11 protein-coding genes are annotated in these 14,556 nt (G+C 49.8%); 6 read left to right on the top strand and 5 right to left on the bottom strand.

The genetic code is table 11. From position 1 onward, the window contains the following. The first annotated feature begins 134 nt into the window (after nucleotides 1-134). Nucleotides 135-779: an HD domain-containing protein gene (locus EL633_RS04930; protein ID WP_161981956.1), complete on the top strand. Its 645-nt coding sequence runs from the start codon at nucleotides 135-137 to the stop codon at nucleotides 777-779. A 194-nt stretch (nucleotides 780-973) separates the two neighbouring features. Here EL633_RS04930 and EL633_RS04925 read toward each other — a convergent pair whose 3' ends face one another. The 3 genes from EL633_RS04925 to secD form a co-directional block, all read right to left on the bottom strand. Then, nucleotides 974-1,870 carry a VOC family protein gene (locus EL633_RS04925; RefSeq protein WP_126626121.1) on the bottom strand — a complete coding sequence of 299 codons (897 nt, stop codon included), beginning with the start codon at nucleotides 1,868-1,870 and terminating at the stop codon, nucleotides 974-976. Between the two features lie 209 nt (nucleotides 1,871-2,079). After that, nucleotides 2,080-3,369 carry a protein translocase subunit SecF gene (secF, locus tag EL633_RS04920; protein WP_161981955.1) on the bottom strand — a complete coding sequence of 430 codons (1,290 nt, stop codon included), beginning with the start codon at nucleotides 3,367-3,369 and terminating at the stop codon, nucleotides 2,080-2,082. An 11-nt stretch (nucleotides 3,370-3,380) separates the two neighbouring features. Then, entirely contained in the window at nucleotides 3,381-4,781 is a 1,401-nt protein-coding gene (gene secD / locus EL633_RS04910; protein ID WP_126626120.1) for a protein translocase subunit SecD, read from the bottom strand. A gap of 417 nt (nucleotides 4,782-5,198) precedes the next feature. On the opposite strand from secD, the gene EL633_RS38080 reads away from it, so the two are divergent. The 3 genes from EL633_RS38080 to EL633_RS04895 all read left to right on the top strand — a co-directional run bounded on the left by EL633_RS38080 (nucleotide 5,199) and on the right by EL633_RS04895 (nucleotide 9,912). Beyond that, entirely contained in the window at nucleotides 5,199-5,384 is a 186-nt protein-coding gene (locus EL633_RS38080) for a sigma factor (protein WP_126629342.1), read from the top strand. Nucleotides 5,385-6,466: 1,082 nt separating this feature from the next. After that, complete coding sequence (locus EL633_RS04900; protein ID WP_371865554.1) at nucleotides 6,467-7,156, top strand: ABC transporter ATP-binding protein; 690 nt, start codon at nucleotides 6,467-6,469, stop codon at nucleotides 7,154-7,156. Beyond that, a complete protein-coding gene (locus EL633_RS04895) occupies nucleotides 7,156-9,912 on the top strand; it encodes an ABC transporter permease (protein ID WP_126626118.1) in 2,757 nt (918 codons plus the stop codon). The genes EL633_RS04900 and EL633_RS04895 overlap by 1 nt, the downstream gene beginning before the upstream one ends. Before the next feature lie 56 nt (nucleotides 9,913-9,968). Here the strand turns inward: EL633_RS04895 and EL633_RS04890 are convergent, their stop codons facing one another. Then, a complete protein-coding gene (locus EL633_RS04890; protein WP_161981954.1) occupies nucleotides 9,969-11,249 on the bottom strand; it encodes an alkaline phosphatase family protein in 1,281 nt (426 codons plus the stop codon). A 484-nt stretch (nucleotides 11,250-11,733) separates the two neighbouring features. Here EL633_RS04890 and EL633_RS04885 point away from each other — a divergent pair, with 484 nt between their 5' ends. Both EL633_RS04885 and EL633_RS04880 read left to right on the top strand, forming a co-directional pair. Further along, nucleotides 11,734-12,606 carry a GNAT family N-acetyltransferase gene (locus EL633_RS04885; protein ID WP_161981953.1) on the top strand — a complete coding sequence of 291 codons (873 nt, stop codon included), beginning with the start codon at nucleotides 11,734-11,736 and terminating at the stop codon, nucleotides 12,604-12,606. Nucleotides 12,607-12,694: 88 nt separating this feature from the next. Further along, nucleotides 12,695-13,618, top strand: a complete 924-nt coding sequence (locus tag EL633_RS04880; RefSeq protein WP_126626115.1) for a protein DA1 — start codon at nucleotides 12,695-12,697, stop codon at nucleotides 13,616-13,618. On the opposite strand, the gene EL633_RS04875 is transcribed toward EL633_RS04880, so the two are convergent. Beyond that, a complete protein-coding gene (locus tag EL633_RS04875) occupies nucleotides 13,615-14,547 on the bottom strand; it encodes an ABC transporter permease (protein ID WP_126626114.1) in 933 nt (310 codons plus the stop codon). The genes EL633_RS04880 and EL633_RS04875 overlap by 4 nt on opposite strands. Nucleotides 14,548-14,556: the final 9 nt, after the last annotated feature.

Genomic DNA, 14,556 nt, shown 5'->3' with positions numbered 1-14,556 from the left:
AAAGAAGATAGTGACCGCGGTCATAGCCGGTTCGTGTAATGAGTGAAAAGATGAGAATGTTGAGGATGAGGGGCACTTTTTGCGGTCCATGGGGAAGACCTGGATATAGACTGTATCTTTGGAGGTAAATGCGCATGATAATGCAAGATTCGGTTGAAATATTGAGTTGGATGAGACATGATCAACCGACAGCGGATGAGCTTCGTTTAAGTGGTGGCTTGCAAGTTGAGGACTGGCCCCATGCTCGACAAGTGATGCATCTCTCCATACAGTTGTTTGAAGCAACTCGGCCTTTACATAAATATGGTAAGCGTGCATTGAGTTTATTAGAGCGTGCAGCTTTACTACATAATACCGGAATGATGGTGGAAGCACGTCGTCACCATAAGCATTCCTACCGTTTGATTAATGCCACACCGCTGCCCGATTTTTCAGAGAAGCAGCGCCATGAGATTGCCTGTATCGCTCGCTATCATCGCCGGGCCTTGCCTAGCGCTGAACATGAGGAATATGCGGCCCTCTCTGCCTCTTCGCGCAAACGTGTCTCGGCCCTGGCCGCCCTGCTGCGCATCGCCGATGCCTTTGATTATAATCATGATGGTCGTATTCTCGGGGTAGCGGCCGATCCTGCACATTGTACCGATAAGCATTGGACAATCACTTTACGGGTGCGCCCATTGGCTGATATCGATGAAGAATTAGAACATGCGCAAGAAAAGGCCGATCTCTTTGAACGGGTATTTGATCGCAAGCTGCACTTCGTGACCCTCAATGATTAACCACGAAGCGCCTGCTATGCTTTTTTGATAGGTGCTGGATATTTAACTAACGCCAGGTGCAAGTTTTCCACATACCCACTCTTTTGAGGAGGAAAATGGCGCGGCGGTCGCGACCGCCGCGCCATTTTCCTCCTCAAAACAAGCGAGAGCCGTGGGCGCGAGGTGTGAGGGATAAAATTTGCACATGGCGTTAACTAACTTTCCTGTAAGACGATTAGCGCGCCAGAGGTTTGATCTGGACCTATCCATAGCGTTGGCTGCTCATCCTGTAGAATTGTGTAGCTCACCTTATGGATGTCCAGATAGTGCTGGCTCGTGGCGAAGTGCTTTACACCAAGTGTGATGCGATACAGACTTTCTCCAAAGGTGTGTAGATGAGTTGCCAGTCGGGCTTCTTCTGGAAGCTTGACCTGCAACTCTGCCGTTGGAGCGGAAAGCTCCAGACGTTGTTGTTTATCTGACAGCACAAAGCTAACCACCTCTGCGCCCCAGGCGGTTGTTTGCCGTGGTGTAGAGGGGGCAAAGCCATAAATACGCTGGAAGCGCTGGCTGGCCTCTGACAGATCCGAAACGGCCAATGTTGCGCTAAGGACCTTTTGTGCTCCCAGTGGATGGCTTGGAGGAGGATTCCCGCCTGCCAGCCTGCGCTGCCTCTCCTCACCGCTACTATCATGCTGGATAATGAATGGATAATGTTGTGTCAGATCAGGCCTTTCAACATCCGTACGTTGCCAGCTCCGGGAGATGCCATTGGCGCTCTTCAATGATCCTTCATTTGGTCCTATCACTTTGACACCGCGCTCAAACATGGCCCGACTATCGTGCTGGATATCATCAGAGGCCAGCACAAAATTCATATAGCCATCACCCTGAGCCAGCCGTGTCAGCATACTTTGTTGAGCCTCATCCTGAGCCCGTACAGCAATCAACTCCAGATACGTATCGCCAATTACAATGATGCGATTAGCTGTGCCTCCACTGGGATGATTCCCACCACCACTACTGATTAGTCCCAGACGCTCAGCAAATATCTGATCAGCTTTTGGCAGATCATTAACACCAATAATAATATGATCGAAGGCAGTCAACATCCTTTACTTACTCCATTCTATAGTCAGACTTAGCAATGCTTGTCATTTACATTGCCGTTACAATCAGGTGGCCCTGCAGGCGCGGCGCTTAGGTCCCATAAAAAAAAGAGCCGATTAACATGCATTGTCCATCGTAGAGGACACACATGTCAATCGGCTCTAGCCGAACTCGCGCTTGAGAGGACAGCGGCTATAGAGTTCTAGCGAGTTTAGCCACGGGTCTGGGCCAGTTCACGAACCTCGCGCTCGCGCTTCGGGCTGTATGGTTTCTGATCACGGTTACGTTGCAGGTATTTGGTACCCAGTTCGCCTTTTTCCCAGATGACCAGCATCATACTGGCATTGAAGATCGAGGAGTAAGTACCACTGAAAATACCAATCAGCAAGGTCAACGTAAAGGTATGGATATCGGTGCCGATACCCGTGAAGAGTGTCAGTGCCAACAGGGTAAAGAGCACTGTCAGCGAAGTATTCAACGAACGAGCCAGCGTCTGGATCAGGCTGGCGTTGACCACCTCTTCAAAGGTTTCAATTGTGCGATGCTGCATATTTTCACGGACGCGGTCAAATACCACGATCGTATCATGGACGGAGAAACCGATAACCGTCAGCAAGGCAGTGATAAACAGAGCATCAATCTGCATCCCGAAGAATTTACCCAGGATTGAGAAGACACCCAGCACCACCAGTACGTCGTGCAGCAGGGCAATGATGGCACAGACACCATAGCGCAGAGCGCGTGGGATTTTACGGAACGAGAACCAGACATACAGTAGGATCAAGAACGAAGCTGCGATTACAGCCAGGATCGACATCTCTACTGTACGACCAGCCACGGAAGCGCCCACCAGCGAGTTACTCTGGACCAGGAAGTAGGGTCCACCATGCTGCAAGAAAGCATTCTGAACCTGGTTCAGATCGACCTTATTGGCATCGTTACCCGCAGTACGACTAATCGTAGACTTGGTCAGGATATCGATAGTCTGACTGCTATTGCCAACCTGTACATCCTGGATTTTGGCTGATTTGCTGGCATCGCTATTGGTAGAGATCTCGCTCAATGCTGTTTTTATATCCTCAGCTTTTGGTAAATTTTTGAACTGAGAAAAGACCATCAGCGTATAAGGTTTTTTATCAGGAATCGTATTGAAATCAGTTTGCAGATTTGTCTGGTTATATTTTTTTGCCAGCGCATCTGAAAATTTCTTGACGCCTGTTTTATCAATCTCTGAATCCAGGCGTACCCAGGCGGTATTGGTTCCTGCTTTAGAATCTGTTCCCAGTACGACCTGTTCGCTTTCCAGGTTAAATGGCTTGAGTAGATTGCGTACGGTATCCGCATCGGCAACTGCATGTTGGGGACGTAGCGTAACCGTTGTGCCACCAGCGAAATCAATACCAACGTTTAGCCCGAAAAGGATCAAAGAGATAGTACCTGGAATGATCACGATCAGTGAGATCAACAGAAACAGTTTGCGATATTTTACGAGATTTAACACTGCTGCCTCCTCTACACCGTGCTATTGCGCCGTGCAGCCACTTTTGCGCTGGGCAGAGCATCGGCAGGTAATCCAAACAGTGCAGGGTGATTGATAACGCCCGTCGGCACTAGCAGATTCAAGAATGTGCGCGTGACGACAACGGCGGTAAACATACTAATGATAACGCCCAGGAACAGGGTGGTAGCGAAACCAACGATGATTGTGGCACCAAAGTTGCTGCCAAAGGCGTACAAGACGGCGCAGGTAATCATCGTTGAAATGTTTGAGTCGCGAATCGAGGGCCAGGCGCGTCTCCAACCAATATCAATAGCGTTCTCTAACAAGCGGCCATCGCGTAGTTCTTCTTTTACGCGCTCAAAGATGAGCACATTTGCGTCTACCGCCATACCAATTGACAGGATAAAACCAGCGATACCGGCCAGCGACATCGTGACGCCGATCAGTTTAAAGATCGCGAAGGTCAGAATGGAATACAGGATCAACGCGATGTCGGCCAGGAAGCCAGGCAGGCGATAGTAGATCAACATAAAGAGCGCGACAATGCTGAGTCCAATCGCACCGGCCAGCAGGCTGCGATTAATTGTCTCCGCGCCGAGGGTACCACCGATAACCTGTTCGCTGGTCTCTTGCAGAGCAACCGGCAGCGCGCCAACCTTAAGAATGTTCACAGTCTGCTGGGCCTCGTTCAAGGTGAAGTTACCTTCAATTGTACCAGGGCCAGTGATGGCACCGTTGATAACTGGTGACGTTACAACCGTTCCATCCAGGGTTACTGTCAGATAGTGGCCAACATGACTGGCGGTAAACGAGCCAAAGCGGGCGGCCGGTCCATTATTTTTCATCTGGAACTGGATCAGGTAGGCATTGGTCTGCTGGTTCTGACCCACACTTAAGCTATTGGGATCCAGATCATTACCGGTGAAGAGTGGCTTCCCACCGGGATTGTATTGTGCATATTGCTTAGGATCGAGTCGCTGATTTTGTTGAGCTGTAGCCGTAGTACCAGTATCCCAGAACTCCAGTTTACCGGTTTTTAGCAGGGTACGCAGTGTCTCTTCCTGGTTACCACTAAACTTTGGCATGTCAACCACGATACTGGTGTTGCTGCCAAAGCCCTCTTGTAAGCGCACACTTGGCTCTTTTACACCGGTGGCATTGACACGGGTTTCAAGCAACTGGCGGGTGGTCTCCATATTATCGTGCGTAATCGGACCCTGGTTCGGTGCTGGCTCAAGCTGGATACGGGTGCCACCCTGTAGGTCCAGCCCTAAGGTTGTCGTAAAAGGATTGTTGATACCGTAAAGGGGCTTACCATTGCCAGAGCCAGAGTTGGGCCAGAAGACGACAAATGATGCGCCCGCGGCTAACAAAATAATAAAGAAGAGGAGTCCAATTGTTCCTCGCCGCATAAATATTTTCCTCTCAACTGGGTGGGTTCAAATCTTTCCTGGGAGCGCCTGGATGGTGCTCCAATCTTCTTCCCATTGGCGCATCTTCAATAGTATATTTCTAGACAGGAACACGGAATGCGCCACACTTTTCAGAGCAGTATAGCATAGTTGACCACAGTTGCATATCCTGTTCATTTATTTATAGCTGCATACGCGGGCGTATACAGCGGTTTTTTAGGATATTTGTGGACCTTTGCGGCACTTGTGTCGTAGTCACTATGGAATAAAATCTCTATTTATATTATACAGAAGAAAGAGTACTGTGGAAACGCTACGTGACGAACAGTTTAGGATGGACATGCTAACACATACTGAGGAGCCCTAAATGCACTTCATAAGTACTGTTATGAATCCCTACCCGTCTACCTCTATCGCATAAGGCATAGGGAGCATCAACCAGGTGAAGATGCCATACAAGAAACATCTTTACACATAATGCAACATAGTGAAAACCAGCCAGGCCATGCTTGTAAACGCTGGCTCTATACTATTGCTACAAATATTATACGTGAATACTTCAAGATTGTTGTGACTGGCTTAGCATTAATGAGATTCTACTAGCAATGTTACCATGCCTCACCCGGCCCAGCAGACGCCACACCTTCCAGCCAACAGCGCAACTACCTTCAAATCCCTCTCCAGCACGGATAGCAGAAGAGTACCAGAGTACTATGCATGGCGATCATGATTGATGATCTGGTCTTGGATCGGAAAATGGGTGAAGTGGACCGAGCGTACGTCGGATGAGCGCCACAGTGCATGCATCATGCCAGGCTATCCATCTGAGAAAGAAGTTACGCATGGCATTAATATAACCTGATACAAAGCTCTGTCGTATCTGTATATAGAATAGTACAGTTGCACTTATGCTTCAGCTTGAATGAGGGTTTGATTCCCACTCTCATCGAGGAGCGTGCAGCCAACCGCACTCGGGCCCTAAAGGACCCATGCTTCTTTTAAGTGTGGTGTCAAAAAATGAGCAAAGCTCATTTTTTGACACCACACTTAAAACCGTTGGAGTGCCAAAGGCGCGAAAAAGCGATAAGCAGGTCATGGATTTCATGCGAATCAATCACTATCTGAGTGAGAGTTTGATTCCCATGAGCATCGCACCAGGTTAACTTCAACATTGTATTTGATAGTGTGTCGCACCAAATGCTTCCAATGTTTTATTCAAGAGTATGTCGTACCACGATCTCTCTATTTTATTCTATGCTGCAAAAAATGTGCTGTGCACATTTTTTGCAGCATAGAATAAAATAAGCAAGTTCCCGTCAGGGAACGAGTGTGGGGGCAGCGAACCAAACGCGGCAGAAAGAACAACCAGACCCTTCCCAAAAAAGAAGAATCAAAGCTGCAATTGGGCAGCAGCACCACTAGCATCTGTAAGAAAAGTAAATATCTACCCATCTCTTTTTTTACGTGCTATGCTACGAAGCGGTACTCATTGGCGACTACCTCTCAACAGGTGAAATCTCCTTGACCCGATTCCGCGGGTGCTAATGTCACTTGTATAGAAAAGATATATCGTTTCAAAATCTATTATCCTGTATAAAAGGAGAGCGGTTGCTTCCATGGATGAAATAGTCACTCAACAACAGACGGCGCCAGAGCAGGTCTCTGTGGCGTCGCGCAAAATAGTTATGGATGTGCGAGATATTACCAAAAGTCTTCCCCTGGGAAGAGAGCGGATAGATATTCTTAAAGGTATTAGTTTTCAAATTCTCAGTGGAGAATTTGTCTCGATTGTCGGCCCTTCTGGCTCGGGTAAAAGTACTTTGCTGGGTATCATCGCTGGCCTGGATAATCCTAGTAGCGGCCAGGTGCTGGTGGATGGGATCGATATTGCGCGGATGAGTGAGGGGAAACTGGCCGCCGTCCGTAATCAGAAGATTGGTATGGTTTTTCAGGCGTTTAATCTAATTCCAACCCTGACGGCGCAGGAAAATGTTGAGGTGCCGTTGTATGTTGGTAAACATAAAGGACTACCATCGGCCCGCGCTAAAGAGTTGCTGGCATTGGTAGGTCTTTCGCACCGCCTGGACCACCGTCCCAGCCAGTTGTCGGGAGGTGAGCAGCAGCGTGTGGCGATCGCCCGTGCGCTCTCTACGGATCCCGCGATTGTGATCGCCGATGAGCCAACCGGTAACCTGGATGCTCGTAACGGTGAAAATGTGCTGAACCTGATCGCTGATTTGCGCGCCCAGACCGGCAAAACCTTTATTATCGCCACCCATGATCCAAATGTGGCCAGGCGTGCTGATCATGCGATCCGTATCGTTGACGGTCTAATCGGGGAGCTTGATGTCGCGAGCGGGAGCATCACACAATAATGAAAGCCTCAATGTATTTTAACTATACCTCGCGTTCGCTCATTCGTGGCGGACAGCGCACCCTGCTGGCCATTTTTTGTGTGGCCGTGGGCGTGATGGCGATTGTGGCTCTGCAACTGGTTGGTCTGATGATCAACAATGCCTTTAACGGCAATGTACGTGATGCAAACGGTGGCGATATCGCGATCCGCTCGCAGCAGCCCTTTAGTCAGGATGATCTCAAGCACTTTGATGCACTGAAAAAAGATGGCAGCATTACTGATTATGTGCCTGTGATTACCACACAGGGCTCAACCGGAGCCCAGGCCTCAAAGCGCCAGACCTTTAGTATTCGTGTGGTTGATCCAACACATTATCCTGCCGATACTGTCACGCCACCAACCTTTACCAGCCCCAATCGGGGTAACCTGATGGATCTGGTGAAGAATAATGGGGTGGTGGTGACCCAGGCCTTTATTGATCAGTATAAAAAGAAACTGGGCGATCCCTTTGATATTACCATTGGCAGTGGTATCAGCCGTAATGGTAGTCTGACCGGACAGGGTGGCAGGGTTATCCATGGCAAAATTGCTGGTATTGCGACAGAGACAGGTGTGCTGGCGCAGTCTGGTAGTGTTGTTCTGCTCTCTATTAATGATTATAAAGCGGCGGCCCCCAAACAGGCGATCACCTATGATACCGTAGATGTGACGGCCGAGTCCGCGAAAGTTGATAGCGCGGCCAAAAAGATCCAGCAGCAGTTCCCGATTGCAACCACGCAGACGGCGGATGACGTGCTCAAGCAGCAGCAACGCGTTATCGATAATATTCAGAAGTTTCTGGAGATTGCTGGTCTGCTAGCCTTGCTGATTGGTGGCGTAGGTATCGTCAACACGATGCAGGTCCTGTTGTCGCGTCGACGTACCGAGATTGCGATGCTCAAGACCACCGGCTACCGACGTTTTGACCTCTACCTGCTGTTTGGCCTGGAGGCGGGCCTGCTTGGATTACTTGGAGGTGTGCTTGGAGCCCTGGCTGCCACTGGCATCAGTTATCTGGTACGCAACCTGGTCGAGCAGAACTTTGGCTTGAACGTGCCCTTTGTCTTTAGCTGGTTTACCTTTTTCGGCGGTATCGTCATTGGTGTGGCAACCGCATTGATCTTTGGCCTATTGCCCATTGTCCAGGCAGCCAATATTCGTCCGCTCAATGTCATTCGTGAGTTGCCCGAAGGTCGCCGGGCTGGCAGCATCATCCTGACCGGTCTCCTGTTAATTGTGCTCTCCATCTTGTTCTGCGTGCTCTCCATTGTAATTCTCAATGGCGATATTCGACTGGGTGCGATCTCAGTATATGGCATCTTCATCTTCCTGGGCCTGCTCAGCCTGTTCCTGAGTTTGCTGGTCCTGCTGGTCAGTCGACTACCCGTGCCGGAACGTTTTAGCTTCTGGCATCTATTACTGGTCGTGGTAGTGGCTGCGGTGGCCTATGGACTCTATCGCGTGGCTGCACCGTATGGCCTGATCTTCCTGGGTTTTGCATTGCTGGGACTCCTGGTGATGTTCGTGCCACGCAGTATGAAGGCAACGGCCAAGATGGCCCTGCGAAATCTGGGACGGCAGCGGACACGCACCACGACGACGATGCTGGCACTCTTTGTTGGTATCTTCACGATTGGCCTGATTCTGGCGCTGGGCCAAAATTTGCGCACCCAGGTCAATGATGTGATTTCGCATACCCTCAATTATAATGTGTATGTGATTACCTCAAACGATGATAGCCAGAAATTGCACGATTTGCTGCCTCGTGTTCCTGGTCTTGGTGCGTATCAGCAGCGGGATCTGGCCTCGACGGTCCCTGTCGCCATTAAGGGTCAACCGCTTCAGACCTATGTTAGTGGCAATAACGCAACGCAGGTACGGCGCCAGATAAACTCCTCCCTGAATGGAGTTGAAGGTTATGATGTTGGTAACAATCAGTTGCCATCGCTTAACTTGGTGGAGATCAAGGCCGGTCGTAACCTTACCAGTGGGGATGCGGGCACCAATAATGTGCTGGTACTCTCTTCTCTGGCGGAGGTGCAAGGCATAAAGTTAAAGGTTGGCGATAAGATTACGCTACTTGGTGTAGATCAGGTGAGCCGCAAGACTATCACCGTCGTTGGATTTTATGATGCCAAAACCCTGGGTTCAAATCTGGAGCCGATCCTTAGTACTACCGATACGGTTAAAGCGCTTTCACCTTCAGGCTTGTCGCAGACGGCTTTCTACATGAAGGTGGATCCAATCAAACTGAATAGCGCGGTAGATCTCATTGGGCAGACGGTTCCCAAGGCATTTCTCTTGAATCTGGCCAGCCTGACAGACTTTATCAATCAGCTCTTGAATGATATCCTGTTGACCCTGACCACTATTGCCTCGTTGACATTACTGGCAGGACTGATTATTATCGCTAACGCGGTCGCCCTAGCCATGTTAGAGCGCCGTCGCGAACTCGGCATCCTGAAGTCCGTAGGCTATACCAGTGGTACGATTTTGAGCGAAGTCATGCTCGAAAATGGACTGGTTGGGGGACTTGGAGCCCTGGTTGCAATATCTCTGGCCTCGCTGGTCACCTGGATCCTTGGCAAACAGGTCTTTAGCGCGGACTTTGCCGTTGATACTCCTATCGTGCTGGGACTGGTGCTCGGCTCGGTGGTATTGTCGATGGTGATCGCGGTCTTTGTCGCCTGGGGAGCAGTGCGTGTTCGTCCTCTGGAGGTGTTGCGCTACGAATAGGTGCTACATTAATTTAATAGCAGTATAATACGCAGAGATACCACTTTTGTTGCCTATCAAAGATTTAGCAACAAAAGTGGTATCTCCATCTCTTCAGGTGTCAGACCGCCATGGTGACCCTGAAAGTGCATGTTAAACTTGTTTTCCTCATACCACCAGACCGTCTCACGCTTATAAGGCAGGATCACCACATTCCCGACGCGATCCAAAAAGGTCCGTGAAGGAGCCTCCAGGCCAAAGAAATTCTGTGCCAGTAGTTCTCTGGTCAGATACACCTCTGCCCGATTGACCAGACGTTGCTTTAATTCTGCCACCGTAGTCGTCAAATACTCCTCTTTAATATGCAAGAACATATCCCGAGCTGAACCCGCCGGAGCCAGGACGCGACCATGGCTATTGGTCTTTAAATAGCGATTGATGATCGGCATCTGCTGATTCAGATAATAGGTATTATAAGGACTTACCTCCACTTGTCCATGATCAGCAGTCATCATGAACAGTGTCTTGCCTGCTTTATTGCGTGTAGCCTTCAGGAAAAGCTCATCCATTTGTTTGAAGCAGGAATCGACCGCTTCATCCAACTGTTTCGACGAAGGACCATAATTATGGCAGGTTGTATCGATACGATCAAAATAGAGGAAATAGTAGTTTGGCCGTTTCTTTGGAGTTTTGAGCATGGTACTTAAATCGGTGAAGGCCTCTGAAATAACCCGATAGGGATGGACCTCCGCTCCGCGAAAGACAATGTCCGAGTAGGTTGAGGGCGTATAGGCCTGATATTGCAGGATATGTGAATCGATACCCTGCTCCGCCAGCGTCTGATAGAAAGTTTTGCGCGGGAAAAATTCCGTGGGCGCAATGCCCGAGTGTTTAATTGTGTCGCGGGCAAATTTATCGCCGGCAAACGAAAAGGTCAGTGGTGAGATAATATCATTGACCAGCGGCTCATAGTAGCTCCATTCGTAGACGCCGCTCTGACCTACATTGAGACCCGTATGGATACAGGTCACGTGGGCCGCAGTCGTAGAAGGAAACTGTGAGGTTAGCTTTGAGACCACCCCCTCGTCGACGATCGTCTTGAGAAACTCATACTTCTTCGCATATTTCTCAAAGAAGCGCCAGCCAAAAGCATCGATGAAAAACAACACCACCGTATCATACCGTGTGGGTAGATCTCCAAACACATCGAGTGGCAGTGTGCTTTGGCCGTTACCTGTGAGCAGAAACTGAATCGTCGAAGGGATATTGGAGAAGCAATAGGAATCATAGCGTGGACGGATAAACCGTTGTGAAAATCGCGAGCTATTAACTGCCTTCAGTGACACTGAATTGAGCATCTTGTTCCTGCTTCCTAGATAGGGAGGTTGTATTTTAGGGTCAGCCATACAATCGTATAAACGAAGCTAACCGCAAGCGAGCGGCAATTACGGTTGATCCAAATAGTGTAACGAAGCTAGCTGCAAGTGAGCGACATCCACACATCCTTAGTGAGTGTTTGCATTGTGTGCCCATTCACCAGTAAGTATATCACGGAACGTTCGGGAAGCAGATATATTTTTTGGGATTGCAGATTGGCAAACACTCAGATTGGCAAACACAAAATACTATCTTGCTTAATACTTATAGAACGAAACATATCGATATTGTGTTTCAGCTCCCGCTGACCAGCACCAGCCTCAGGTGAAGCAGTCGGGAAAGCCCTGTGTCGAGGATAAGTTTTCTGTACTTTTAGACGCTTTTATTGTATTATGAATGTATATAGATGAGCATTAATTGTAGATAGGGATGGGTGGAGAACAAGAAGGGATAAAACGTACACGTATGAGCTTGAGACACGGTTTTTATGCCGCCCAGGGGTTGGCAGAGGATGAATTGGCGGCGATCAAAGCACTGGCCGAGGAATGTAATCGCTATGAGGCATTAGATCTTAAGTTGAACTGGTCGACGTTGAGAGGGCGCTCCAGGCAGGAGACCAATGATTTCCTCTATTATGATCATGGGACGCTGATCGGGTATCTCCCCATCTTTCACTTTAATACCCAGGAAGCAGAGATTAGCGGTATGGTTGCTCCACAATGGCGCCGACGTGGTATTTTTACAACTCTTCTTGAAGCCGCACGTAAAGAATGTCAGCGGCGTAATGTACCCAGCTTGTTGTTTATCGTCCAACATCAATCAGCTTCAGGGCAGGCCTTTGCAGCGGCCTTGCATCCTCAGTATGATCACTCGGAGTATAAGATGAAGTGGGAGGCGGCGGCAATGCCTGAGTCACTACCATCCTCATCCATGCATTATCGTCAGGCCGGGGTTGAAGATCTGCCTGACCTTAAATCCATTACCGCGGCCGCTTTTCAGATGCCGGTAGAGGGTGTGGATTGGTATTCAGAGGAGGCGATCAAGTATTCCAGCCGTACCTATTATCTGGCCAGTATTGATGCCAGCATAGTTGGTAAGATTGATGTGCTCTATGATGCTGAAGAAGCTTATATCGCCGGCTTTGGTGTGTTGCCTGAATATCAAGGGCGTGGGTATGGGCGCCAGATTTTGAACTGGACGATCCAAGAAATTTTGCGCCGTGGTCAGTCGAATATAGTTTTAGAAGTCTCTGTAGATAATGCACATGCTTTAGGCTTATATACATCGTGCGGCTTCAAACAGCTGAATAGTGACGATTACTACCGCCAGACAATCTAATCCTGCTTCGGATAGTATAGTTTGAAGGAGTTCGTTTGCGGGATGCGCCTGCTTCAGACTATCCATAAGTGGGGAGGGTCAAACAATTATGAGTACAGTACAACCGGTCTGTAAAGGCTGTGGGCAAGCTATCTGGGGCAACTATCTCAGAGCTCTGGGCGCTACCTGGCATCCTGAGCATTTCCTCTGCGCCGGCTGTGGACAGGCTATCCAGGGAACCAGCTTTCAGGTTCATCAAGGCTCTCCCTACCACGTGGAATGTTATCGCCGCCAGATTGCTCCCCATTGTGTCTATTGCGATAAGCCGTTGATGGGGGAGTATCTGGTTGATTATTGGGGACAGAAATTCTGCCGTGAACATGAAAAGCAGTTCGCCCACTGTGCCTACTGCGGCCGCCTGGTCTCTCCCGAGCAGCAGGAAAGTGGCGCTCAGGCTGTGCGTTGCCCCATTTGTCGCAGTACGGCTATCGAGACCTCCTCCGAAGCAAAACCTTTGTTCTCGCACGTTATTCGCTGGATGAACGCGCAAGGATTGATGTATAACAATCTTAAATTGAGCCTGGACCTGTGTGGGCGTGCCCATCTTGCTGATCTTTTGCGCGAAGGAAATGTTGGTCACTCGCTGGGTGCCACGACCAGCGCCATGTATACCCAGAATGGCCGTCTGGTGCGTACCGAGATCAACGGGATTGCTGTTCTGCAAGGACTGCCGGCCATTCTTTTTCAGGGTGTGACGGTTCACGAACTTGGTCACGTCTGGCTGATTGTCGCGGGCGCCCATGATCTGCCACCCTGGGCCGAAGAAGGCTTCTGTGAACTGCTCTCCTACCGCTATTATGTTGAAGCTAATACGCCAGAGAGCAGATATCACAGTACCAGCAAAGAGCGCAACCCTGATCCTATCTATGGCGAAGGTTTTCGTCGTATGCGCCAGTTAAGTGATCGTGTGGGCTTTCCTCGCCTTATCGAGTCATTGCGCACCACGGGAAACCTGCCGGTTGTAAGAGGCTAGCGCTCAGTCATCTGTGGATCCAGCGCATCGCGCAGGCCATCGCCGACCAGATTACAGCTTAAGACGGTCAGGAAGATCAAGATGCCTGGAATCAGGATCAACAGTGGCGATGAGTCAAAATAGTCGCGCCCCTGATTGATCATGCTACCCCAACTGGCAACTGGTATACTGACGCCAAAGCCGAAAAAGCTCAGGACCGATTCCAGAATAATGTTGCTGCCCACCAGCAAGGTAGCGTTAACAATAATGGGACCGGCGGCATTGGGCAGAATATGATAGAACATCAGGCGCATCCCACGCGCGCCAATCGTGGCCGCGGCCTGCACAAACTCGCGCTGCTTCAAGGCCAGGAATTCTCCCCGTACCAGGCGAGCCGACGTGGTCCAGCCGAAGATCGCGATCAAGAAGATCACGCTGGCCGGCGTCCCATCAGCAAAAGTAGCTGAGAGTACAAAGAGGAGTAGATACAGCGGGATCGTCAGGATGGTATCGGTGAAGCGCATGAGAATATTATCGATCCAGCCACCATAGTAACCGGCCAGCGCGCCGATGACTGTTCCCAGCAGGATTGAGATCAGCATCGAGCTCAGCGCCACCAATAGCGAGATGCGGCCCCCGATCATCGCACGGGCAAACGTATCACGTCCCAGATTGTCGGACCCAAACGGATACTGCCATGAGAGACCAGAGAAGGGTCTGGTTTGTCCGACCGCATCCGGGGTTGTATGGCCGGGAATGAATGGAATCAGCAGACAGCAGAGCACCAGGATTGCTAGAAAGATTGCTCCCGCCGTCGCCACTTTATTGCGGACAAAGCGATCAAAAATGATCCGTCCCTGGCTCCGTCTCTTCTGAGTCAGTTCGGCCGTCAATTCGTGGGGAAGCTCAAAATCTTCCTCGGGCACCTGGACTTGTTCGGATGTATCCATCACGCTCCC

The sequence above is a fragment of the Dictyobacter alpinus genome (assembly GCF_003967575.1).
In the GTDB taxonomy this organism is placed as follows: Bacteria; Chloroflexota; Ktedonobacteria; order Ktedonobacterales; family Ktedonobacteraceae; genus Dictyobacter; species Dictyobacter alpinus.
The sequence above is the reverse complement of the archived record's forward strand: the minus strand, read 5'-3'. Positions and strand labels throughout refer to the sequence as shown.